Raw genomic sequence first — 24,376 nt, 5'->3', positions numbered from 1 at the left:
ACTGGCTTCAAAAGAAAAATTTTCAGCCAGTGGTTTTTGTTTCTTTTTGCCAACAAAAAGAAAGAGCTCTCCGGCGGCGGCGAGCCGGGGAAAGGCTGTGTAGGAGGAGGTAAAATGTCAGTCATAGTGATTCTTATACCCCATAAATTATTCCTCAGATTAACTCCATGATAAGGTCGGTGAGGACACCAACCAGTAGTAAAATGACATTGCGCTAGCCTCCCTGAAATTCTCCATCTTCCATATTCACATCTTACATTCAATCTTAACATCAACTATATCGAGTAAGTTAATTAAACAATCCTCAATGGGTTAGCATAAGATGCTGCTGGCATCACATCAGGAAAATATACTTTTAATCCTTCAGCTATTCTTTCAAACTTCAGTTCTTGTCCAGTAGCAACCAGCTGAACACCGTTTATTTTTTCAGGATAATGGCTGCTTCCAGTGCCTAAACTCTTAATGAGCACAGATCCCGCTGTTGGCCAGGCCATCACTGTTGCAAAAAGGGTATTCCCTTTTGTGGTAAAACGTATATCTTCATGGCTGAAGGGCTTCCCTTTACCTTCATTAAAACCCTGTGCGGTTAATGCTGCTGCCTGCTGCTGCGCCGGCCCTTCTCCAAAAATCTTCCATGGCCGGGTAGCGTATATACTATCTCCATTAGCGTTCATCCAGATACCAATATCTTCAACTATTTTGCGTTCGAGCCCGTCAATTGAGCCATCACCACGAACGGGAATATTAAGCATCAGGTTTCCATTTTTGCTCACCACATCAATTAGTGTATGTATAATTGTTTTTGGGCTCTTGTATGCCTTTCTATTGTATATACCACGATCGTAATGCCAGTCGCCAATGCAGGTATCTGTTTGCCAGGGAAGTGGCTCAATACTATTACTCTGTCCGCGCTCAATATCCCATACCATAGCTTTACGCTGTTCTTCCGTTAATATCTTACCCGTAATTACCGCATTCAGCTTCCCCTTTTCTTTAATAATTTTATTGTAAAGGTGTGCGGCAATGCGCAAACCTGCATCACTAATGGGCCACAATGGAAATTGCGAATCATCAAAATAAATCATATCGGGATGGTACTTATCGATCAGATCAATTGTCCGGTTAAAGAATTTGTCGATGTAAGCCTTTGTAGGTGGATTAACCCCATTTCCCCAATTCCATTGTTTATGAATTGAGCCATCATCCCCACTGTTTTCACTCAGCGGATGATTTTGAGCATAAAGTTCCTGCGGATCGAGCCCATCCCACCATTTACCCTTACCATCCTTTTTCGTTAACTTCCCGTCATAGGGTACCCCAGCCAATGGTCCGGTTTTGTCTGATCGTTGAGCAGTTTCAAACCAGCTCCAGGTATGAGCCGCATGAACACTTACAGCAAATGGGAGCCCATGCTTTTTAGCCGCATCTGCCCATCCTTTCACAATATCTTTCTTAGGCCCCTGCTTTACCGAATTCCAGTTTTTCTGATATTTACTATCATAAAGATCCAGGTTATCGTGGTGATTGGCCAGCGCCATAAAATATTTGGCTCCGGCGCTTTTATACAAAGAAACCAATGCTTCCGGATCCCATTTCTCTGCCTTCCAGGTATTTATTACATCTTTAAAACCAAACTGCGATGGATGACCATACTTTTCTATGTGGTACTTGTACTTCCAGTTACCCTCCATATACATATTGCGCGCATACCAATCACCTGCCTCTGGCTGACACTGGGGTCCCCAATGCGCCCATATGCCAAACTTCGCATCTCTAAACCATTCTGGTGTTTTGTAATTAGAGAGAGATTCCCATGTTGGAGAAAAAGGACCAGCTAAAATCTGTTCAACAAATTCTTTTGTGGCGTCATCAATCATTGAAAATGCAGAGATTTTATTGGAAAGCAATAGTGTAGGTAAACCAATGGCAAGGCTTTGGAGAAGTTTTCTACGGTTCATATTATATTTGGTTAGGGTAGCTTTTTATAAAAACAAATTTATCATAGATGTAAAATGAATCTTTATATAGATAAGACTTTTTTTTATACAAAACCGACTTTTAGTAATAACATGCTCACCTTAATCAAACCGTTCGGACCACAATAAAACACCTCTCTTAGCTCAATACTATCCCCATTTTTTAACTAACTTTCAAAAACAAACTTAAAAATGACAGACAAACATATGATGTTTAATTTAAACATCATATGTTTGTGTATGTCAAAAACAAATGATCAAATCAGCTTATCGCAAAAAATTTCTGCCGCGATAAGAAAAGATATAACAGATGGCAACTTCAAAGCAGGATCTAAGATACCTGCTGAACCCGATTTAATGAGGCTTTATGGCGTTGGCCGATCAACGATCAGAGAGGCCATAAAGTCCCTGAGTCATTCAGGTGTATTATCAGTGAGACAAGGCTTTGGAACTGTGGTTAATAATTTTTCGGCAGAACCGATTGAAGATCGTTTACGAAACTCCGATTTTTCTGAAATAAACTACGTAAGGGGGCTTCTAGAACGAGAAATTGTTGCACTGGCAGTGCACAACAGAACTGAGCCTGATCTTAGCGCTATGAATGAAGCTTTAACATGGAGAAAAGCTGCAATAGAGGCTGGTAACCATGAAAATTGCATCAATGCAGATATTACATTTCACATTTCTATTGCCCAGGCATCCGGGAACAAGGTTCTTCAGGATTTATATAAAAGTTTCACCAACATTATTCGCGACTTCTTTACCCGGCGGGAACCTTCGGGCATAACTAAGTTTGCCATGAGCCACCACCTGCATGAAACGTTGATGCTTGCCATAAGGGATAAGAACCCGGAGCAGGCCATTTCTACCATTAATTCTATACTCAATAATAATCATTAATCTTTTAAAGATGTCAATTTTAACTTTTACCATCATATTAATTTTAGGTGCCTATCTCGCTGGCCTGGTCGGATCATTAACCGGCTTAGGTGGAGGTGTGGTAGTGATTCCATTACTTACCCTGGTTTTTCATGTAGATATCCGCTATGCCATTGGGGCGGCCTTACTGGCTTCGATTGCCAATTCTTCAGGCGCAGCAAGTGCCTACATCAAAGAAGGAATTACCAATATTAGGCTGGGTATGTTTCTGGAGATTGCAACAACCGTTGGAGCAGTGACTGGCGCATTAATTGCCGTGTATACGCCAACCAATACCATAGCCATTCTATTTGGTGCCGTACTCCTCTTCTCAGCAGCAATGACTTTAAGAAAGAAAAATCAGGAGGCATTGACCGAAGGAAGTAAGTGGTCGGCCACGCTAAAGCTCGACAACAGTTACCCCACGCCAAACGGACTGGTAAAATATAAATTAAAGAACATTGGTGGTGGCTTTTCCATCATGACACTTGCCGGAGTAATGTCTGGCTTATTGGGAATAGGCTCTGGCGCTTTGAAGGTTTTAGCGATGGATACAACCATGAAAATACCATTCAAAGTAAGTACAACAACAAGTAATTTTATGATTGGCGTTACTGCAGCTGCCAGCGCTGTAGTGTACCTGCAACGAGGTTACATGGATCCGGGCATTGCTTTCCCTGTTGTTTTGGGCGTATTAGGAGGTGCTTTTACAGGGGCAAAACTATTAACTAAAATCAATCCTACCACATTACGATGGATATTTTGCATTGCCATTACTTTTGTAGCGATTGAAATGATTTACAACGGATTACAGCATAATTTTTAAGCAGACAGAAAATGAAAAACAATAAACATACGGCATCATTAGAAGAAAAAGATGTAGAGAAAACAGTGGGTATGCTACTGCGGGCCGGAGTAATCATAGCCAGTATCATTGTACTCATCGGTGGCTCCCTATACCTCTTTAACTTTGGTGGCTTACCCCGACCTGACTATCATTTATTTAAAGGTGAGGGATCAAGTTTAATTACTTTTGACGGGATATTTATGGGACTTTTTTCGGGAAAACCAACGGGAGTTATCCAGTTTGGTGTACTCCTGTTGATCTTAACCCCCATATTGAGAATATTATTTTCCCTTGTTGCATTTGCTGTAGAAAGAGATCGCTTATATGTATTTATCACCCTGATTGTATTGAGCATAATTTTAGCCAGCACATTTGGCGGACTCAAAATATAGGTTTCATTAGCAAGTACCCCCACTCACCACAACAGGGAGCAGCTTAATACTGCATCATCCATTTAGTATTGGTCAGAAGTTTTAAAGCTTTTGACCATTTTATTTTCCAGCTTATCCAAGCGCATAATCTCCTGTTGTGCAAATCTTCATTGTGCTATGAAACAGGAAATAAAGCTATTCCAACTATCGATTTTGCCCATCTACCGAATACGATCAGGTAAACCCTGCACAAAGGATAATTTTGTTTTAATAACAAGGGCAATAATAAGGTAACAACCTGATAGGGTTAAAGAAGTCCAAAAGCTTCTGAGCATAACAGGCTGATTCGGCCAGAATAAATTGCTTGCTCCACTCTTCTGACCCAGATAGATAAGAGCAATGATCGTATGAAATAAAACTATAAAACTAAAAGATTATGGAAGGTAAATTAAGTATCCCAACAGCAAAAAGAGACCACATATCCGGCGCACTATCGGCTCCATTGGAAATAGTAGAATATGGCGATTATCAATGTCCATATTGTGGAATGGCTTATCCCATTATTAAACAGATTCAAAAAGCACTTGGAGAAAAGTTAAGACTTGTATTTAGGAATTTCCCCTTATCAGACATGCATGAAAATGCACTGAATGCGGCCAGGGCTGCAGAAGCTGCAGCAAAACAGGGAAAGTTCTGGGAAATGCACGATATGCTGTACGAAAACCAACAGCAACTTTATCCGGCAAGCCTTGATCGTTATGCAGCGAAACTTGGATTAGATATGCTTCAGTTCAAAAAAGACATGATCGACCTGGATATTGAAAACCGAATCTCTTCAGATTTTGAGAGTGGTATACGCTCCGGCGTAAATGGTACGCCAACGTTCTTTATCAATGGACAAAGATATGATGGTGATTGGGAATTTGAACCCTTTCTCAGCTACTTAAAATCCATTTAAACACAGTAATAATCAATTAACAAAGTCCATGTGCTCTACTAATGATCAACATGGACTTTTATCTTTTTTCTCGGCTGCGATATTTTCAATTTCGACGATAACAAACCCCAATTCACCGAATTAGATATCCATTTTCTGCCCATCAGAATAATTTTGAAGATAAATAAACCAGGGCTGATGAAAACCAAAGCTCAGCTTAAAACCAAACCATTATGATCTCAAACAAAATCAGTTTAGGAATAGAAAATCAGTCCGAAATACTTATGGCCCATGCCATTAGGTTTACAGGAAACCACGAAGATGCGAATGATCTGGTGCAGGATACTTTTCTAAAGGCATTCAAATATCTAGCAACCTATACAGAGGGTACCAACCTGAGCGGATGGCTTTTCACCATAATGAAAAATACCTTTCTTAATAAATGTAACAATATGGCCAGTAAAAAAATGAGCTTTGTTGACCATTCAGAGCTGAATCTGCTCAAACAGGAAAATGTGGCTTCCAACCTGGCGATAGGAAAAATGGCTAACGACGAGATTCGTAAGGCGCTCTCCAACCTTCCCAAAAGCTTATCAGAACCATTCATTTTACATTTTGAAGGACACAGTTACAAAGAGCTTGCAGCACTTTACAACATCCCTATCGGAACAGTAAAAACCAGGATTCATTCTGCTAAGAAAATGCTAAGGCAAACACTTTCCGAATTGAGGGGCTATGAATTGACCTAAGCTGATTCAATTGCGCTTCCAATAAAGATCAGTTGAAGAACATTTATTGCAAATCCCCAATTCACCGATCAATATTGCCACTTTAACGAAACAGAACAAAGATATTTATCCTTTACGCCTATTTTTAAATCATAAAATAACAACTATGAAAAAAGAACTTCGTCAAAAAACTATATTGGATTTATTAATTAATACGCTTTGCGGAGTGGTTATTCTACTTGTAATTACGCTCGGCATACAAATTTTTTCCATCGAGTTTTACAATGATCACGATAACCTCAAAAATAAAGATCAGGACCATGTAAAAGTCGTTCCAACTAAATCAAGGTTGCGACTGCTATAATAAAAAAAGGCTGGCATAAATCCACCCCCCTTAAATGAGTAACCAGAATAAAATCGATAGTCTTTTTGATGCTATCACCACCATGCTGATAGTTTCTTGCCAGGTACTATACTCACAGACTATTAGGAATTCAATCAATAAACAAACTTACCCCCAACATGTCAAACGATTTTATCCATTTACTATTTATAGGATTAATTGCCCTGTTTCCAGTAGTTAACCCACTGGGGTCTGCTTTTATAATCGAACATTACTTTAAGGGATTAGATAGGGAAGAAAAAAGAAACGCGGTTAAAAAAGTAGTATTCTATGCATTCTCTATTTGTTCGGTTTCTCTTTTTTCCGGCCGATATATCCTTGAACTCTTCGGTCTTTCTATTCCAAATATACAATTGGCCGGAGGAATCATGATCTGTAAGATGGGTTGGGAGTTGTTAAGCAAGCAAGAGCAATCGCAGGATAAAATCAAAATGAGTGAGGTGAGCAACAAAGACACTTCGCTGGAAAACAAATTATTCTACCCAATTTCTTTCCCAATTACTACCGGGCCAGGAACAATGTCGGTATTGTTCACCTTGAGTGCACATAGTGCCGGAATAGATTTTAATGGCTACATGGTAAACACCCTGGCTATTTTTATTTCAATCCTGATCATGTGTGTATTAATTTATATATTTTACCTCAATACAGGATCAATATTAAATTACCTGGGAAAAAAGGGTGAAATTATAATTAACCAAATGAGTTCTTTCCTGATTTTCTGCGTAGGCCTCCAAATTGCCTTTAGTGGAATAAAAACATTATTAAAGATGTAACGCAAAGCGCGCACATAAAAAACCAAATCCCTTTAATGTAAAATGTAAAAATGGACGATGGTTTGCATATCGCCTATCAAGTCCATCTTACATCAATCCATCATACATCTAAAGGGCTCACATAAAAACCAAATTCCTTTGATGGAAAATGTAAAAATGGAAGATGGCTAGGATATCGCCCATGAATTCCGTCTTACATCAATCCATCTTATATCCTTACTTAACGTACCAACACGATCTTACCTGTGTGTTTGTTCTGCTCAAGTAGACGATGGGCTGCGGCAGCTTCAGAAAAAGCAAAAGTTTGAAAAATTACAGGTTTAAACTTTTTAGCTTCGATTAAAGGCCAAACATATCTCTTAACCTCTGCAGATAAATGCTTCTTAAAAGCATAATCTCTGCTCCTGAGTGTACTGCCGGTTATGGTTAGTCGCTTAATCATGACTTTCCAGATATCAAGGCCTACACTACTAACATCTATGGCATTGATATGAACCAATCGTCCTTCAGGCCTTAATATATTGATGTTCTTGCTCAAATATGCTCCACCTACCATATCCAAAATCACATCAACACCTTCTTCTTGCAGTTCGAGCTCAAAATCCTGTTTCTTGTAATTAATATATAAATCAGCACCCAGTTCAATACAGTTCTCCCCTTTCTCGTTAGCGCCAACAGTTACCACTACTGAAGAACCTAAGGCATGTGCCAATTGAATAGCCGTAATTCCAATACCACTACTTCCACCATGAACCAAAAGCCGCTCTCCAGGCTTAAGCATTCCTCTTTGGAAAACATTCGACCAAACGGTATATATTGTTTCTGGTAAACTTGCAGCCTCTGCAAAATTCAATCCTGAAGGAATTGGCAAACACTGGCTTCACGTACAGCCACATATTCGGCATAACCACCACCCGCCAGAAGCGCACATACCTCATCCCCTATTTGGAAATCCTTTACCTCAGGACCGCATTCGGCAATGATACCAGAAACCTCCAATCCAGGGATGTCTGCCGGAACACCAGCCGGTGCTGCATAATTACCTTCACGTTGAAAAACATCAGACCGGTTGAGGCCCGCAGCCTTAACGGCTATAAGTACCTGATCTCCCTCAATTTTAGGTCTTGGATACTCCCGCTCTTGCAGCACCTCGGCACTGCCGAAATGTGTGATTACTACTGCTTTCATCTTCTTAAAAAATTAAAATTTAACATTTGATTGCCCCACACGCTTCCAGCTGAGTTTATGGATTACCCTCAAACCGTTCGAAATAAATGACTTCCCGCTTTCCAGAAGCAATAATCCGTCCTTAAATTGAACAATCCGGTTTTGTGTTTGACCCGTCCAGTTTGGAAAAAGAGATACATACATGGTGTGGCTTAAAGTTTGTTTCATCTCATCTACTTCAAATGGCCCCGAATAGGCCAGATAGGTAGAAGCTTCCTGCGTATATTCTTCGGGCGTAGCTCCAGTGTAATGTTCCTTAACAAAGTTCTTTCTGTCCGGATTCATGATCTGCGCAGACATAAAACCATCCGCGTTATAAATGATCAATCCTTTAGGCTCTGGCCCCATTGGATGAGTAATTTTCCCACCATCTACAGGAACCTCAATCAGATCCACTAAAGTCCAGGATCCAATAAGCTGATTAAATAAGCTTGCTTTCATAAAAATTAGTTAAATAAAAAAGTAAGCGCAATACAATCACGCTTACTTCAATGAGGTATAAACAGGGTTAAAATGGTTGGTTGTATAGGCCAGTCAAAGCTTTATTTTCGATACTTTTTGCAAAGTTAGGCGTCTCCTCATGGTTGTGTGCATCAGAAGCAGCTTGTCTTGCTGCAGCAGCGTCTTTAAGGTTAACCCCATTAGCTTTAATATATTCGAACATCTCGGGGGTAGCTGTAGCGTGGATCTCATTGGTATAAAGCGTGGTATGCTCATCAATTTTGGTTGCTTTAAGCTCCCATAAAACCTGAACCTTAGTACGACCTCCCTTGGTGATAGAGTCTGAAATAGATAACATACGGCAATAGTCTGGACGGTGAACATCTGCAACGTAATGCTGCACCATCAGCGCGTCGCCGATGGTTTCGACATTTAAAGATACTGGCTGGCCATCAAAGGTACTGCTTATAGCTGCACCAATGTGTTGTGTAGAGCAACGTTGATATTCTGCATCTGGCAAATTTAAAAGCCAGTCGGCAATGTTTACTTTTTCTATTGGCGCATTAATAATCGCAGTTACTGTAGAGTGAGATAATGCATTTTCGGGTGTTTGTTGAATTTCCATGTTATTGATAATTTAAGGTTCTTTTTATTTAATGATGTAAATCTAGTGCTCAGGCATTAGGAGACCATTTACAATCCACCGAAATGACAAAAAGACTCGTTGAAAAGGCAAAAGTTATCGTTAGCAAATAAAACTGGATGATGTTGATTTCTTACCATGTAAGCCATATAAGGACATTAAAGCTTAAATAATTATTTTTTTGTCCCTGAGAGATTAGCTTATTTTTTCTTATGTGGCTTATATGGTTAATATTTTTTTCTCGCCTTATTGAAAATAATGAACTCTGATGTGGTTTTCTTTACCATGTAAGCCATATAAGGGCATTAAAGTTTAAATAATTATTTTTTTGCCCCTGAGAGATTAGCTTATTTTTTCTTATGTGGCTTATATGGTTAATATTTTTTTCTCGCCTTATTGAAAATTATAAACTCTGATGTTGATTTCTCACCATGTAAGCCATATAAGGACATTAAGGTCTAAGGAATTAACGATCTACCACAGAAAGATTAGCTTATTTTTTCTTATGTGGTTTATATGGTTAATATTTTTTTGTCTTTCCTTTTCGTCTTTGAATTTACGGCGTTCGTCGATTAGCTTTCGGGGCTGGTATAATGCTGCAGTTTGCGTTGAAACGTTTCCACTTTACGCACGTCTTATTACCAGAACAATCAATTAAAAAAAATTATAAAAATTAAACCTCAAAGCATATGAAAACTTTATTCAAAACATTATTCGCTTCTTCTTTAGCATTAGTATTATCTACTTCGGCAGTATTATCAGCTACCGCAACTGAAAACGTGAAACCTGTTCATGCTAAAAAAGCATTAAGCTTTAAACGCATCAAGGTAAAGGGAAATGTTGAGCTAACCATTGTGCAGGGAAAACATACCGGAATCAGCTACGCTGATGAAAACAGTGGACAAGTTAAAGTGATTCAAAACGGCGATGGTCTGGAGATTACTTCTGTAGAAAACGCTCCTGCAAAAATCACGGTTTACGTAACCGATCTTTACAGAATTCATGCAATGGATAATGCAAAAGTGAAAACACAAGGACAACTTAACACTAAATATCTTCAGGTATTCTTAAGCGACAACGCTTCCCTTAATCTTCACTCCAATACAGAAGGACTGTATACTGTTATCGAAGATAAAGCAGACATGAACTTGAGCGGATCAACTGTTGATCACATGTTGGTAATGGGCAACGGACAAAAGCTTACCATGGATAAATTTACTGCGGCCAATACTAAAACTACTTTCAGCGCTGAAAATGCACTATCGTTATTAAGCAAATAAAAAGAAATTATCCTTTTAGCTAGGGCGATCTGTTTTACGGATTGCCTTTTTTGTTTAATCAAGCATTAACAGCTATCCGATTACAGTTGGCTTTTATTCCAATAACATAAAAATTTAAAAAAATAAGGCTACAATGATCCCATTGCAGCCTTATATCTAAATTAACGCTCTCAATCAATAATGATTGTGATGCAGGGCTCTCACCTCCTGCTCTGCAAAGATATATTTTAGCATCAGATCTCAAAACTATTTTTTTAAAGTGTGGAAATTTTCTGCAGGCTGAATATTTTCCAGGCCTCGGTAAATTCAAATCCATTCCAAACTTACTGCTCCAGCAAATCGGTGATCTGAAAACTTACACCTTTCAAAGCGGGTAGTCGTTATTAAATGCCATTAAATATGGTTCATGAACTTTTGCAAGTCAAAATAAAATATGGATAACAAATGATATCAATAACTCAAACAAAATTTAATACAAATAAAATAAAATTAAAAAGAATAACATAAACAATTAACACTAAAAAATAGAATATTATACTGTTTTTTCTATTTTTACTTCCACAAACAACAGCAAATGAACAGTATACTTTTAGATGATAAAAGCCAGGAAGAACTCAACAATCTCCTGAAAAACATCAAAGCAAAAACAGATTCTTTTCTTGGCTATCCGGTATCGAAAGATTTTAACATCGAAGCATTGATAGAATTCCTCAAATACCCAATGAACAATCTGGGCGACCCTTTTGTAAAATCGACATATGGAGTCGACTCGCGTGAACAGGAAAAGGAGGTTGTTGCTTTCTTTGCAGCACTTTTTCGTGCGCCAAAAGAAAATTGGTGGGGTTATGTTACCAATGGAGGTTCTGAAGGAAATCTTTATGCACTTTATCTTGCCCGTGAGCTTCATCCAAAGGCCATGGTTTATTACTCGGAAGCAACACATTACAGTGTGCAAAAAAACCTCCACCTGTTAAATATGTCTGGCATTGTGATCAAGACAGACAAAAAAGGAGAAATAGACTATAGCGACCTGGACCATAACATTGGTATGAATCGTCATCTTCCGGTGATTGTACTCGCTAACATAGGTACTACCATGACCGAAGCCAGGGACGATGTTTCCAAAATAAAAACGATCATCAGGAACTCGGCCATTAAGAGCTACTATATACATGCCGATGCAGCACTTTCAGGAACTTACAGCGCACTTTTAAACCCTAAACCATCGTTTGATTTTGAGGATGGCTGTGACAGTATTGCCATCAGTGGTCACAAATTCCTGGGCTCTCCAATCCCCAGCGGAGTTGTAGTTGTAAAAAAGGCTAACAGAGATAGAATCGCGCGCGCAGTATCCTACATTGGAAGCTTAGACACCACCATTACCGGATCAAGGAACGGACACAGCCCCTTATTCTTATGGTACGCCATAAAGACACTGGGAATCGAAGGCCTCAAAAAAAGAGCCGAACATAGCCTAAATGTTGCGCAATACACCACCGAAAGGCTCAGGGAGATCGGAATAGAGGCCTGGAAAAATACAGATTCTATAACGGTTGTGATTCCTGCTCTACCAGAACAGTTGAGTAAAAAATGGCAATTGGCGGTAGAGGACGATATCTCTCATTTAATTTGTATGCCTAATGTTAGCATAGAACAGATCGACCATTTTATTGCTGAACTAAAAGCGGAGTTACAACTGGCGTAATGAGTTACAATGCTCAGACTGACAAAATTTAGCTTAACTTAATAATACGGGTGTTGTGCCCACCAACCGAAATGGAGAAGTTTGCAAAAGATAATTGGAGGACTGGTAGGTGGGGACACCAACCAGTAGAGAAATTGTCACGTTGAGCCTGTCGAAGACCTTCTTGATCAGTCGAAAACAAAAATGTATTGTCCTTCGACAGGCTCAGGATTGACAATCCATTTTTGTTTTCTCCTTAATTTAACAGCATTGGTGGGGAAACCAACCAGTAGAGAATTAATAACATGGCTTTACCCGCCAGCAGCCAACGTTTAATTCTATGCGGGGAGCATCATACTTTGTGGTCCAGAATAAAAATTCCCCATTCCTGGAAGTGATAAAAGGGCGAAAATTTCCCTCACTACCAAATCCTCATATCTTTTTCATATACCGATTTCCCCTTTTGATATAATTACCTGCCAGCTTGGTATAAAAGCCGAAGCAGTAGTGCCATCTTCAAATACCTTTACCAATTAATCTGGCTAAAGCAGGAAACAATCTATCCGCATTTAAATGCTTGCTGAGATGAATCTGAATATTATGGCAAGAAAAAATCCATCCTCATTACTGACTTCAACAAAGAAAAAATACGACCAGTTAGCTAAACTATGCAGTAAAAATATAACCAGAACATACAGTACCAGTTTTTCCTTAGGCATCCAATTTATTGATCAAGCGTTGCGACAGCCCATACACAACATTTATGGTTTTGTTAGAATTGCAGATGAGATTGTAGATAGTTTTGGTGATTATGACAGGTCTCTCCTACTGGCAGAATTTAAACACGACTGCTTTAAAGCTATTGATCGTGGCATCAGCACCAATCCGGCATTACATGCTTTTCAGGATACCGTAAATACTTATAGTATTGATCATGAGCTGATTCATCTTTTTCTGGCCAGTATGGAAATGGATCTTTCGCCAGTAAAATTTGGCCAAACACAATACCAGGAATACATTTTAGGTTCAGCGCAGGTTGTTGGATTAATGTGCCTGCATGTTTTTGTAAAGGGCGATAAGATGGCATACGAAAGGCTTAAGTTCCCGGCTATGCAGCTAGGTTCCGCATTTCAGAAGGTCAACTTTCTTCGCGATCTTGGCGCTGATTATTTACATCTGGGAAGATCCTACTTTCCTTCAATAGATCCTTCACAATTCTCAGCCAGTGATAAATTAAACATCGAAAAGGAGATTTCGGCGGAATTCTCGCAAGCGCTTTCAGGAATCAGGCAGTTACCAAAATCGTCGGGCAAGGGAGTTTATCTGGCTTACACTTATTATCAACAACTTTTCAGGAAAATCCAGAAGCGTAACCCGAATCAGGTTTTATCCAATAGATCAAGGATTAGCAACTGGGCAAAACTCGGCTTTATGATGAAGGCACAACTTCGCTATGCGTTAAACAAACTATAGCCAAAGCTAGATTTATACTTACCTGCTTAAAAGATTCTTGTTTACAAATTCAAAAAAGGCACTGCGATAGGAGTTGCCAATTGGAACCTCATGCTGATTAATACAAACCATATTGTTATCAAAATAATCGATGTTTGATTTGTTGATGAGATAAGACTTACTCACCCTGATAAACAGTTGCTGCGGCAGCTGGGATTGGATCGTCTTGATGTTCATTGCGGTAATGATTTTCTGTTCTTTGGTATGCAGAATTACATAATCTTTTAATCCCTCGATGAACAGAATTTCTTCAAAGAACACCTTCATGATCTTTTTATCGGCCTTTATAAAACAGTAATCCTGACTAACCTCATTCATGGTTGCTGTTGCTCCAGATAAAAGTTCCTGATAGGATATTGCTTTCTCTACGGCTTTCTGAAATCTGGCTGGCTTGATGGGCTTAAGTAGATAATCAATTGCATCAAGATCATAACTTTCCAGTGCATATTGACTAAAGGCAGTGGTAAATATGACATGGGTATCCTTACCAATTGAACGGGCAAATGTTATCCCATCGGTTCCTGGCATCTGAATATCCAGAAATACCAGCCCCACAGGGTGTTCTCTCAGGTAGGCAGCGGCAGTGTCTGCATGACTGAACTCTTCCTCGAACACAAGTGCGGGGATCTGACTAATCAACATTTTTATGGCCTCTCTTGCCAGTGGCTCATCATCTACTACAATGCAGTTCATAATTTTATAGTCAATTTTACAGTATACAAATCCTCCGTCTCGTTTATCAATAGCTCATGTTTGGTACCGAACAGCAGCTCCAAACGCCTTTTAACATTTATAAGACCAAGGCCACCGGGATTATCAGCGCGCATCTCCTTTACGGGTTTTGAGTTGATGCAGGTAAAGATCAGGATTGAACCAATGATATGAAAATAAACCTGCACATAAGAAATATGGTCAGGATCCAAGCTGTGCTTTATTGCATTTTCAACAAAGGTAATAAACAAAAATGGCGGAACCTGGATGCCACTGATCTGCCCTTCTTTCGAAATAGTAAAATCAAAATGGTCTCTGCGGATTTTCTCGAGGTTCAGACAATCATTAAGAAAGTGGATGTCTGAAGTTAATAATACTTCTGGCCTGGCGCTGTCATAAAGCTGATACCGCAACAGATCGCTCAGGCTCATCAACACTTGCGAAGCTTTATTGGGATCCTAATTAATCAGTACATTAGCATTATTAAGCATATTAAACAGAAAATGTGGATTAACCTGGTTTTTGAGCTGCTCCAGCTCTGACCTGATGTTAATTTGTGTAAGCTCCGTAATGGCCCGGGTATCCTCTATCCATCGTTGAAACAGCTTTATCGCCGATGAGGCCGCTACAAAGACCAGTGCAAACGCAAAGTACATAGCAGGTTTTGGATCAAACAATTGCTTAGGGGCGTACTTTACCTCAATCCCCCTCATCATGTACGTGACCATGCCAATGAGTATACTGAATACGACCAGCATGGCTACTAAACCCAACAGATACTTCTGAAACTTATTGTTTAACAAATATTTTGGAACCAGCCAGTACATATTAACATAGGCTTGAATAAAAAGCGTAAAGGAAATCCCTATTTTAAGGTAAGTAGCATACGGCTCAATAGACCCGGGATTTTTATAGCTGATGATAAAAATGACCCAATAAGTTAGCCATAAACTGATGTGTCTGTAATAGCGATACTTCTTATGGGTAAACAGATCCAGGCGTGAAGAAATCTGGTTTAAATGGTTTTCCTTATTGAACATGCTGCATTCTACTTATACAAAAGTATTAATATTATGACTGCGTAAACCAACTTTTATATCAAATGAGGCATCTATTATACGAAATGAAGATTTGCGAGGTAGTTTTCCTTTTTGATCGAAATTAAGATTAGCGAAATAAATTTGTATATCAATTAGCGTGTTTGATATAATGGGGATGTGATTTGGTATAATAGGGCGGTAAACTTCTAAAAATCAATGGTAATTTGCTCGGAATTCAGATACCAATTATACAACTAAACCCTTTGACGTGAGATATAAAAACATCTTCATTCTTCTTTTTATCCTTTTCAGCTCAAATCTTTTCGCACAAAATAATGGCATTATCACCGGAACTGTTCAAAATGCAAATACCAGCGAACTACTATCTAATGTTAACATCAGTATTAATGATTCACTGATCAGGACACAAACTGATTCATCTGGTAAATTCAGGATTTCTGTACCCGTAGGAAGCTATAAAGTTTCGGCCAACTATGTCGGCTATTCAGGCATAACCAAATACAATATTGTTGTAGGATCTGGCAACCCACAGGTGCTCAGCTTTGATCTTCAGCCTTTGGCGAACAACCTCGGCGATGTGGTAATCAGTTTCAACAGGAAAAAATCAGCTATTGCTACCGATATGGTTACCCCACTTTCCGTTCAACAGCTTACAACTGAGGAGATAAAAAGCAACCCAGGCGGTAATTTTGATGTTTCGAAGGTAATACAAACCCTTCCCGGCGTAGGAATAAGCAATGGAGTTGGCGAGCGCAATGATGTAATTGTACGTGGGGGTGCTCCAAACGAGAATGTGTATTATTTAGATGGAATTGAAATCCCCTTGCTCAATCACTTTCAAACTCAGGGAAGTTCGGGAGGCGCACAGGGAATATTGAATGTTTCGTTTATAGAAAGTTTAAAACTGACTTCCTCTGCTTTTGATGCGCGGTACGATAATCCCTTAGCTTCTACGTTTGTAATTAAGCAAAGAGAGGGCAATGCAGAGCGAATTGCAGGAAATGCAAGGGTAAGCTTAACAGAATCGGTATTAACACTGGAAGGGCCGATATCCAATAAAACAACATTTCTGGCCTCAGGAAGAAAATCCTATCTGGGCTTGCTGTTCGGCTTAATTGACTTACCCATCAGACCAAATTTTTATGATTTTCAATATAAGGTAGTCCACAAATTTAACGATAAAACCACGCTTACCGCTATTGGCTTGGGCGCGATAGACCGCTTTAATTTTGCCGCAACAAAAGAATCTACCCCTGAAAATATCTATACCCTGCGTTCTACCCCATACATTAATCAATGGAGTTACACCGCAGGCTTTACGCTCAACCGTAAAATTGAGAATGGTTTTATGAATTTTACGGTAAGCAGAAATGTTTTTGATAATAGCCTTGATAAATACGAAGATGAACGTCAAAATGAATCTACGAGAACCCTTTCCGTGGCCTCGCAGGAAGTGGAGAATAAGTTCAGGTTCGACATTAATAAGTTTGTTAACGGCTGGAAATTATCTACCGGCCTAATGGCACAGGAGGTTGGGTACACCAGCAATCTATACAACAAACTTTCGGCTCAGATTAATGATGCCAATGGAAACCTGATCAGCCCGGAGCAGGTAATTAATTTTAACAGCGACATTAATTTCTGGAAGTTTGGCTTGTTTATGCAGGCATCCAAAAATCTATTTAACGACAAATTATTGGTTTCTGGCGGCATCAGATCTGATGTAAATACCTTCACTGATAATGGAAATAATCCATTAAAAACATTATCTCCGCGTCTTTCTCTGGCCTATCATATCAATGCTAAATGGGATATTAGTGGTTCTGTAGGCTCTTATTTTAAAATCCCAACATACACGGCATTAGGATATGTAGACCAAAACAGAGCACTGGTTAATCAAACTATGGACTATATTCGCTCTGATCATTACGTTATTGGTACCCAGTTCTTACCGAGAAATGATTTGAGGTTTACCCTGGAAAGCTTCTATAAAAGATATAGCAATTATCCGGTATCCACCACAAGTGGTATTTCCCTTGCTAATCAGGGGGCAGAATACGGATCTGTGGGAAGTGAGCAACTATTAAGCATCGGGAAAGGTGAAACTTTCGGTTTTGAGGTTTTCATGCAACAAAAACTGATTAGCAAATTCTTTTATGTGGCCAGCTATTCGTGGTTAAGAAGTAAATTTTCAGGACTGAATGGAGTGCTAATCCCCTCGTCATGGGATAGCCAACATTTACTCTCCTTAGCCCTGGGATATAAGCTTAAGGCCAACTGGGACCTCGGTTTAAAATATCGCTACGCAGGAGGATCTCCTTATACACCGTTTGATCTACAGGCATCTCAACAAAACTACGTAACCTTAGGCACGGGCACACTTGATTACCAAAACCTAAATACCGAAAGGCTTGCAGCATTTAGCCAGTTAGATTTCCGGGTAGATAAACGGGTAAATTTCAAACGGACTTCCTTCAATTTTTACATTGATATTCAGAATATCCTGATGAGAAAAAATGCCAGTCTTCCAAAATATACCTTTAAGCGAAATGCAGATAATTCGGCCTTTGCCACAACAGATGGACAACCTTTAAGAACTGATGGTACCAACGGAATCCCAACTATCCTCAACACAGATTCGGGAAATGTTATCCCTTCTATAGGTGCAATATTCGAATTTTAATAGTAGTTAAGAAGGTATTCAACAGGTGTTTATATGTAGGAAGGAGTCGCAGCAATGTGGCTCTTTTTTGTTATGATTGGATTATAAATCAGTAAATAGAAATCTTACAACTGGCCGAGAATTTAGTGATATATTCATTCAGCAAAGGTCAGCACTTATAAAATATAGGCAAATGCTCATACGCTAAATTTATATCTTATAATCTGTAATTAACCCCAAGTTATACACAAAATATGTAAGAAGTTAACCTCAATGATAACAGCACCTTACGAGCGGTTGTAAGTAATCTATCCACAACTACTTGCGTTTACTAATATTTTTAGTAATTTTGATCTATAAAGCAAGTTGTAATGATAAGAGAAATAGAGATACAAAAGAACAATGTGCTTGATACACTGGATGATCCAAGTCGTGTTTCGGGCTTCATATCTCCTGCGGAGGATTACAAGCAGAGAAGGCTACACATCGCTCAAAAGATCGTTAATGATCCAACTAACACATTCTATTTCGAGGCTGATGATGATCACATGAGATACTTTGGTATCATGAAAGGTAGTATCATAATAGTTGATAAATCAATTAAGGTTACCTCTGGCATGTTGATCGTTTGCTGTGTTGATGATGAATGGCTTACCCGTAAACTTCTTATAAGTGGAGACAATACCTATCTATGCATCAATGATGGTTTGGATGCCTGCATGAATATCACAGGTAAAAACATCAGTGTATTTGGTGCGGTTACATGGACTTGCTTACCACATTCAAAACGGAACAATGTTCGCACTGGCAGACTGTAATAACTTTTATGCTAGCTGCCACAGGCTATTTGAACCTCAATACAATGGTGTTCCAGTAATTGTATTAAGCAACAATGATGGCTGTGTTATCGCTCGCAGCAATGAAGCGAAAGCTTGTGGTATTGCTATGGGTGCTCCTTTTTTTAAGATAAGAGCAGATATAAAAAAGCATAATATAGCAGTGTTCAGCAGCCACTATACTTTATATGGAGACATTAGCGCAAGGGTTATGACCAACCTCGCAAGGTTTACACCAGAGGTTGAGGTTTACAGTATTGATGAGTGTTTTTTAGGCTTGAATGGGTTTGATAACCTTCAGGATTATGGTATAGAAATTAGAGAAACAGTGATTTATAACACTGGCATTCCTATTAGTATAGGTATCGCACCTACAAAGGTATTGGCCAAGGTTGCAAACAAAACGTCAAAGAAACACAATGGAGTGATGGTACTGGAAACTGAACAGCAAATAACTGATGCACTTGCTGACTATCCTGTTGAAGATTTATGGGGGGTTGGGAGACAATTCGCCCACAAGCTGATTAAAGATGGAATCGAAACGGCAGCACAGTTTCGATCCTTACCGATTGATTGGGTACAAAAATACATGACCATTGTTGGTGTGAGAATGTGGTATGAGCTTTGGGGTAAAAGTTGCCTTCCATTAAAAACAGTACTTGACCCAAAAAAAGGGATGTGTACCAGTAGGGCATTTGGAAAGCTTACAGGCGATTATAACCAATTGATAGAAGCAACAGCTAACTACGCAGCCAGACTTGCAAGCAAGCTTCGCAGCAACAAATTATGCGCTACAGTATTGTCAGTTAGATTGTTAACGAATAAGTTTATCGCAGAAGAATTGCAGGTTTATCCGGCAATCACGATACCGCTTGAACACCCTATCAATAATACAGTTGAGCTCATAAAGGTAGCGGTATGGGGCTTGAAAAAAGTGTATTTAAGAGGCTACATGTACCAAAAGGTTGAAGTGAATGCTACAGGTTTGATCCCTGAATCAGAAGTACAGCTAAACATCTTCACTGACTTCAAGGGTGTCAAATATGATAAAGTATCAAAGGTTTTAGACAAGCTCAACCTCCACTATGGTGCAGGTACCTTACGAATGGCTGGCGAAGGCAAGAATCAAAAGTGGTCAATGAAACGTGAGTTTCTACGTCCGCATTACACCACAAACTGGAATGATATTATAAAAGTTAAATAAGATGAAAGAAATATTAAAGCTACTTAAACGCTATTTATTGAAAGAGGCAGCAACACTAAACCAGATTACTGACAAGCCAAAAGCAAAACGCAAGAATTAAAACCTTCCTGTTAATTAGTGTGTTATCACTTTTAAATTGAAGAATGTGCGCTAGATATACATTAACTGCAGAGGAAAAAGAAATACTCAAAACCCATCCACACCAGATTCAAGGCGAGTGGACACCCAACTATAACCTCGCCATTACACAGAAAGGACTAGTAATAACCGCAGATGAACCAGACATCATTCAGCAGATGTCATTTGGTATTGTACCATACTTTGCTGACAACTTGAAACTCACTCGTGATACCTGGAACATTAAAAGTGAAACAGCGATGGAAAGTAAATTGTGGAGACCACTTCTTGTAAACCATAAAACCTGTTTGGTGATGGCTGACAGTTTCTACGAATGGAAAGAGCTTGACAAAGGTGATAAGCAACCATACCGCTTTACCCTCAAAGACAGAAAGCTTTTCTGCTTCGCGGGCTTATGGTCGCAATGGGTTGATCCAGAAACGAAAGAGAAGTTTCGTACTTACGGTATATTGACTACTGAGGCTAATGCACTGGTAGCTGAAATCCATTCTAAAAAACGTATGCCAGTAATACTGACTAAGCCTGAGGAAAATATATGGTTGAGTAAGAAATTACCGTTAGATACCAAAATGAGTGTACTAGATACCTTTCCTCAGGAACTGATGAAACGTGTTAAAGTTAGCAAACGTGTTAATGCTGTTTCAACTTTGAAGAAGCCTAATAATGATTCAGACTTGCTGCTTCCTTTAAATACGGATGATGATATCTAATTTTGTCACATCAGCACATTAAATTAATAAGCATACTTTTTAAAACTGTCATCAGCGCTGGCAATACTTTTGATTTGAAGATACTTAAATTCTATTTATTATGCGATGAGGATGGGATATGATTTGGCGCGAGACTATATGCATCGAAACAAAATACAGACTACGAGTTATTAACTTCACAAATTAATGGCTACCCTTAATAAGCTTTCAGTTGTATAAGACCAATAAAATAGCCCTAAAATAGCTTATAACGTCATTTTAGTGCATAAAAAAACCCTTCAGCAATACCGAAGGGTTTGTGGGCCCAGCTGGGCTCGAACCAGCGACCAAAAGATTATGAGTCTTCTACTCTAACCAACTGAGCTATAGGCCCCGAAAAAACATTCTTGTTTTTTGCGAGTGCAATGTTACAAATTTGCATTCAATTTAAGAAAAACTTTTGACGCTAAATTTCATTTTTTTTAATATAAACTCATTTTCAAGAGATTAAAAATTTGGTTTTTGAGCTACAGCAATTAACTTTATCGCTTTCATCGAGCCTTAAATACATTTGAATGGAGAATTATAGCGTTATCATTTTTATTCTCGCCATTATGATCGGACTATCTGCCATTGCCGATAAAATTAAATTGCCCTACCCCATATTATTGATTATTGCAGGAATTTCTATCGGATTCATCCCGAATCTGCCTCAGGTAGACATTAATCCTGAAATCATTTTCCTGCTCTTTCTACCACCATTGCTCTATGATGCAGCATTCAATATCTCTTTCAAAGACTTTAAAACCAACATAAACACCATTTCAACACTCGCCATTTCGCTTGTATTTATTACCGCCTGTGGCATTGCAGTAGTGGCCCATTATCTTATCCCTAACATGAGCTGGCCATTATCCTTTGTACTTGGTTCCATTTTATCGGCAACAGATGCCGTGGCTGCCATGAGTATTACTAAAGGATTAGGACTTTCCCATAAAACGAATACCATTTTAGAAGGCGAAAGTTTGGTTAACGATGCCTCTGCATTGGTAGCTTATAGATTTGCTGTGGCGGCAGTAACCGGATCAGCATTTATTTTCTGGAAAGCATCGCTACAGTTTTTGGGTTTAATGGCTGGTGGTATCTTAATCGGTATTGTTATGGGGAAAATACTGGCACTCATCATCAAAAGAATTCAGCAAAATAGCCTGGTTACCATTAGCCTTATGCTGCTTAGCCCTTTTGTAACTTATTTAATTGCCGAAGAACTTCATGTTTCTGGTGTTATTGCAGTTGTTATTTTAGGTTTGGGCATTGCCCGTTTCAGCAATAAGGTTCTCCCGGAAAAACTCAGGATCGAATCTAAATCCATTTGGGATATGATTATTTTCCTCCTGAATGGATTAATTTTCATCTTAATAGGCTTACAATTCCCTTATATCTACGAAAGTATAAATAAAGCAGACATCCTTCCTTACATTGGGTATGCAGCCATTATTACTGTGGTAGCGCTATTACTGAGAATGATTAGGGTAGTGATGCAAAAATTCAACTTGCAGGAAGCTTTCAAAAAAGGTAAGCGGAAAATATCAGAAGAAGCACTGCTGGACTGGAAAAGTAGTTTAATTATCAGCTGGTCTGGTATGCGAGGAATAGTATCATTAGCCATTGCAATAGGTCTACCTGCCAATTTAGCAAACGGCCAGCCCTTTCCCCAACGCAACGCCATCATCTTCATTTCTGTAGCCGTAGTTCTCTTTACATTAATTGGCCAGGGTTTAACGCTTCCATGGATTGTAAAAAAGCTGAAAAAATCACAAAACACAGATATTCAGTATGTTAAATAAATACTTGCAAATTATTTTTATGAAAAGAGTGTAAAACTGATTGCACAGGTTTGTCACAATTAAAAAACATTGTTGAGGTTTTATCCTAGTTTTTATACATTAGCTACGTAAAATCGATGTGGCTGAGATCAGGCTCAGCAAACAAAGCCTTACGCGTTCGGAGCGTTGTGATGAATGTGGTGAGGCCAAGTAAAGTTGTTGTCTGGAAGGGATAAATTCATATGAATTATTTCTTTAGCACCCACATCGATTTTCGTTTATACCTGGTAGGCCAGTTTGCTAAACTTAATCGCTGAAACGCCTTTATACCGTTTGAAGGTATTATTAAAATTCTCTGCCTTAGTAAAACCCAGAATTTCAGCAATCTCATCTATAGAATATTCACTATTTATCAGGAGTTCTTCAGCTTCGCGCATTACCCGGTCTTTAATTAGGTTAGAAAAGGTCTTATTCATTACCTCACTTAAAAATGTATTGAATTTATGAAGACTTAACCCCATGCCTTTAGCATAAAATGCAGTATTCTTCTCCGTTTTGTAATATTGTTCTAAAATGGCTCTAAAACGCATTACCTGCTGTAGCTGGTCTAATGTAAGTGCGGTCAAATAACCATCGAGACCTGCTGAGTAACCTAAAAATAATGAAATGTATTGCGATAAAAACTGAACATCTTTTTTATTGGCGATCTCCCTTTTCAATTGCTCCAGTAAACTATAGGTCTTAACAGATTCTTCTTTACCTAAATCCCTGAAAGTAAGGCTTAAGAAAAGATTTTTCGCAGCTGGATCCAAATGTTGAAGCAGAAATTCTGCATATATAGCACTGCTAAAGCTGAGCCAGTATCCAAATTCAATTTTGCCTTCTAATCTCACCAATCCCTCTTCCGGAATAAAGAAAATCCTCCCCCCAAAAAGCGCATAGTCACCAGAATTCATGCTCAAAATTCCATTCCCCTCTTTAATCACCAGAATGCGCATTGGATAACCTGCCTGCAAAGCAACCCCTTTTGTGTATGTACCCTTAAGTAGCTCTAATTCTACCATGTCCTTTATCCATTCAATATCATATTAGAATAAGCCAGCGAGATTTAGACCTGCAATGTTATAAAAACTAATTGGAAACACCTGTAAAAATCTACAATTATTACACAAATATCGCTCTACAACGTATAAGTTAATCTACATTATTCCAAATTTAAACCCATAATTATTAGGCAATTAATCTATTAACGATATCAGTACTGCTATTTGCAGAAACTGATGAAAACGAAAAGTTACCCGCCTACCTTCATCTAAAAGATTACTTTCACATATACTTCCCCTAAAGAAAAGTATACAAGCACCACTTTCATTTTCAATATACCCCAGTGTTTCTGCTTTATTATAGTTCCTCACTATTCCTCTTTGCTCAATCATATGTTGGATGGCATTAATCAAATTTGACAAGCTTCATAAATAACCATGCCAAAAGAATAGAAAGCCAATC

Annotated in this window: 22 protein-coding genes, 1 tRNA gene and 1 pseudogene; 14 read left to right on the top strand and 10 right to left on the bottom strand. The window is 38.8% G+C overall.

The window, feature by feature from the left end; translation table 11 throughout:
• Positions 1-293: 293 nt before the first annotated feature.
• Positions 294-1,958 carry an alpha-L-fucosidase gene (locus tag BMX11_RS09240; protein WP_090883737.1) on the bottom strand — a complete coding sequence of 555 codons (1,665 nt, stop codon included), beginning with the start codon at positions 1,956-1,958 and terminating at the stop codon, positions 294-296.
• 258 nt (positions 1,959-2,216) lie between these two features.
• Here BMX11_RS09240 and BMX11_RS09235 point away from each other — a divergent pair, with 258 nt between their 5' ends.
• From BMX11_RS09235 to BMX11_RS09205, 6 genes are all read left to right on the top strand, one after another.
• Positions 2,217-2,876: a FadR/GntR family transcriptional regulator gene (locus tag BMX11_RS09235; protein WP_090883736.1), complete on the top strand. Its 660-nt coding sequence runs from the start codon at positions 2,217-2,219 to the stop codon at positions 2,874-2,876.
• A gap of 10 nt (positions 2,877-2,886) precedes the next feature.
• Positions 2,887-3,720, top strand: coding sequence for a sulfite exporter TauE/SafE family protein (locus BMX11_RS09230; protein ID WP_090883735.1), 834 nt, complete (start codon positions 2,887-2,889; stop codon positions 3,718-3,720).
• 11 nt (positions 3,721-3,731) lie between these two features.
• Entirely contained in the window at positions 3,732-4,133 is a 402-nt protein-coding gene (locus BMX11_RS09225; RefSeq protein WP_090883734.1) for a DUF1634 domain-containing protein, read from the top strand.
• A 415-nt stretch (positions 4,134-4,548) separates the two neighbouring features.
• Positions 4,549-5,070 carry a DsbA family protein gene (locus BMX11_RS09220; protein ID WP_090883733.1) on the top strand — a complete coding sequence of 174 codons (522 nt, stop codon included), beginning with the start codon at positions 4,549-4,551 and terminating at the stop codon, positions 5,068-5,070.
• A 212-nt stretch (positions 5,071-5,282) separates the two neighbouring features.
• On the top strand, positions 5,283-5,798 hold the full coding sequence (locus tag BMX11_RS09215; RefSeq protein WP_090883732.1) for an RNA polymerase sigma factor: 516 nt from the start codon (positions 5,283-5,285) through the stop codon (positions 5,796-5,798).
• Between the two features lie 501 nt (positions 5,799-6,299).
• Positions 6,300-6,956, top strand: a complete 657-nt coding sequence (locus BMX11_RS09205; protein WP_090883730.1) for a MarC family protein — start codon at positions 6,300-6,302, stop codon at positions 6,954-6,956.
• 220 nt (positions 6,957-7,176) lie between these two features.
• Here BMX11_RS09205 and BMX11_RS09200 read toward each other — a convergent pair whose 3' ends face one another.
• The 4 genes from BMX11_RS09200 to BMX11_RS09190 all read right to left on the bottom strand — a co-directional run bounded on the left by BMX11_RS09200 (position 7,177) and on the right by BMX11_RS09190 (position 9,249).
• Positions 7,177-7,809, bottom strand: a complete 633-nt coding sequence (locus BMX11_RS09200) for a zinc-binding dehydrogenase (RefSeq protein ID WP_245738623.1) — start codon at positions 7,807-7,809, stop codon at positions 7,177-7,179.
• A complete protein-coding gene (locus BMX11_RS24640) occupies positions 7,806-8,144 on the bottom strand; it encodes an alcohol dehydrogenase catalytic domain-containing protein (protein WP_245738622.1) in 339 nt (112 codons plus the stop codon). Before BMX11_RS24640 ends, BMX11_RS09200 begins: the two co-directional genes overlap by 4 nt.
• A gap of 12 nt (positions 8,145-8,156) precedes the next feature.
• Positions 8,157-8,624 carry a lipocalin-like domain-containing protein gene (locus BMX11_RS09195; RefSeq protein WP_090883728.1) on the bottom strand — a complete coding sequence of 156 codons (468 nt, stop codon included), beginning with the start codon at positions 8,622-8,624 and terminating at the stop codon, positions 8,157-8,159.
• A gap of 67 nt (positions 8,625-8,691) precedes the next feature.
• A complete protein-coding gene (locus BMX11_RS09190; RefSeq protein WP_090883726.1) occupies positions 8,692-9,249 on the bottom strand; it encodes a hypothetical protein in 558 nt (185 codons plus the stop codon).
• Between the two features lie 707 nt (positions 9,250-9,956).
• On the opposite strand from BMX11_RS09190, the gene BMX11_RS09185 reads away from it, so the two are divergent.
• From BMX11_RS09185 to BMX11_RS09170, 3 genes are all read left to right on the top strand, one after another.
• On the top strand, positions 9,957-10,547 hold the full coding sequence (locus BMX11_RS09185; protein ID WP_090883724.1) for a GIN domain-containing protein: 591 nt from the start codon (positions 9,957-9,959) through the stop codon (positions 10,545-10,547).
• 574 nt (positions 10,548-11,121) lie between these two features.
• Positions 11,122-12,252, top strand: coding sequence for a histidine decarboxylase (locus BMX11_RS09175; RefSeq protein ID WP_090883720.1), 1,131 nt, complete (start codon positions 11,122-11,124; stop codon positions 12,250-12,252).
• A gap of 564 nt (positions 12,253-12,816) precedes the next feature.
• Positions 12,817-13,704 carry a phytoene/squalene synthase family protein gene (locus BMX11_RS09170; RefSeq protein WP_245738621.1) on the top strand — a complete coding sequence of 296 codons (888 nt, stop codon included), beginning with the start codon at positions 12,817-12,819 and terminating at the stop codon, positions 13,702-13,704.
• Positions 13,705-13,722: 18 nt separating this feature from the next.
• Here BMX11_RS09170 and BMX11_RS09165 read toward each other — a convergent pair whose 3' ends face one another.
• Together BMX11_RS09165 and BMX11_RS24815 are read right to left on the bottom strand one after the other, a co-directional pair.
• Entirely contained in the window at positions 13,723-14,436 is a 714-nt protein-coding gene (locus BMX11_RS09165) for a LytR/AlgR family response regulator transcription factor (RefSeq protein ID WP_090883716.1), read from the bottom strand.
• Positions 14,433-15,281 (bottom strand): annotated as a pseudogene (locus BMX11_RS24815) (sensor histidine kinase). Before BMX11_RS24815 ends, BMX11_RS09165 begins: the two are co-directional and overlap by 4 nt.
• Before the next feature lie 481 nt (positions 15,282-15,762).
• Between BMX11_RS24815 and BMX11_RS09150 the strand changes: the two are divergent.
• From BMX11_RS09150 to BMX11_RS09135, 4 genes are all read left to right on the top strand, one after another.
• Positions 15,763-18,198: a TonB-dependent receptor gene (locus tag BMX11_RS09150; RefSeq protein ID WP_217643817.1), complete on the top strand. Its 2,436-nt coding sequence runs from the start codon at positions 15,763-15,765 to the stop codon at positions 18,196-18,198.
• Positions 18,199-18,548: 350 nt separating this feature from the next.
• Positions 18,549-18,995 carry a LexA family protein gene (locus tag BMX11_RS09145; RefSeq protein ID WP_090883710.1) on the top strand — a complete coding sequence of 149 codons (447 nt, stop codon included), beginning with the start codon at positions 18,549-18,551 and terminating at the stop codon, positions 18,993-18,995.
• Positions 18,973-20,217 (top strand): Y-family DNA polymerase, encoded by a 1,245-nt coding sequence (locus BMX11_RS09140; RefSeq protein ID WP_090883708.1) that lies wholly within the window; start codon positions 18,973-18,975, stop codon positions 20,215-20,217. The genes BMX11_RS09145 and BMX11_RS09140 overlap by 23 nt, the downstream gene beginning before the upstream one ends.
• Positions 20,218-20,360: 143 nt before the next feature.
• A complete protein-coding gene (locus tag BMX11_RS09135; protein ID WP_090883707.1) occupies positions 20,361-21,065 on the top strand; it encodes an SOS response-associated peptidase in 705 nt (234 codons plus the stop codon).
• A gap of 299 nt (positions 21,066-21,364) precedes the next feature.
• Here the strand turns inward: BMX11_RS09135 and BMX11_RS09130 are convergent.
• Positions 21,365-21,438 (bottom strand) — tRNA-Ile (locus tag BMX11_RS09130).
• A gap of 181 nt (positions 21,439-21,619) precedes the next feature.
• Between BMX11_RS09130 and BMX11_RS09125 the strand changes: the two genes are divergently transcribed.
• Positions 21,620-22,891 (top strand): Na+/H+ antiporter, encoded by a 1,272-nt coding sequence (locus BMX11_RS09125; protein WP_090883705.1) that lies wholly within the window; start codon positions 21,620-21,622, stop codon positions 22,889-22,891.
• A gap of 257 nt (positions 22,892-23,148) precedes the next feature.
• Here the strand turns inward: BMX11_RS09125 and BMX11_RS09120 are convergent, their stop codons facing one another.
• Together BMX11_RS09120 and BMX11_RS09115 are read right to left on the bottom strand one after the other, a co-directional pair.
• On the bottom strand, positions 23,149-23,934 hold the full coding sequence (locus tag BMX11_RS09120; RefSeq protein ID WP_090883702.1) for a helix-turn-helix domain-containing protein: 786 nt from the start codon (positions 23,932-23,934) through the stop codon (positions 23,149-23,151).
• Between the two features lie 174 nt (positions 23,935-24,108).
• Positions 24,109-24,306 (bottom strand): hypothetical protein, encoded by a 198-nt coding sequence (locus BMX11_RS09115; RefSeq protein ID WP_090883701.1) that lies wholly within the window; start codon positions 24,304-24,306, stop codon positions 24,109-24,111.
• Between the last annotated feature and the right edge of the window lie 70 nt (positions 24,307-24,376).

The sequence above is a fragment of the Pedobacter rhizosphaerae genome (assembly GCF_900111155.1).
Lineage (GTDB): Bacteria > Bacteroidota > Bacteroidia > Sphingobacteriales > Sphingobacteriaceae > Pedobacter > Pedobacter rhizosphaerae.
This window is presented reverse-complemented; position numbering and strand designations above follow the sequence as displayed.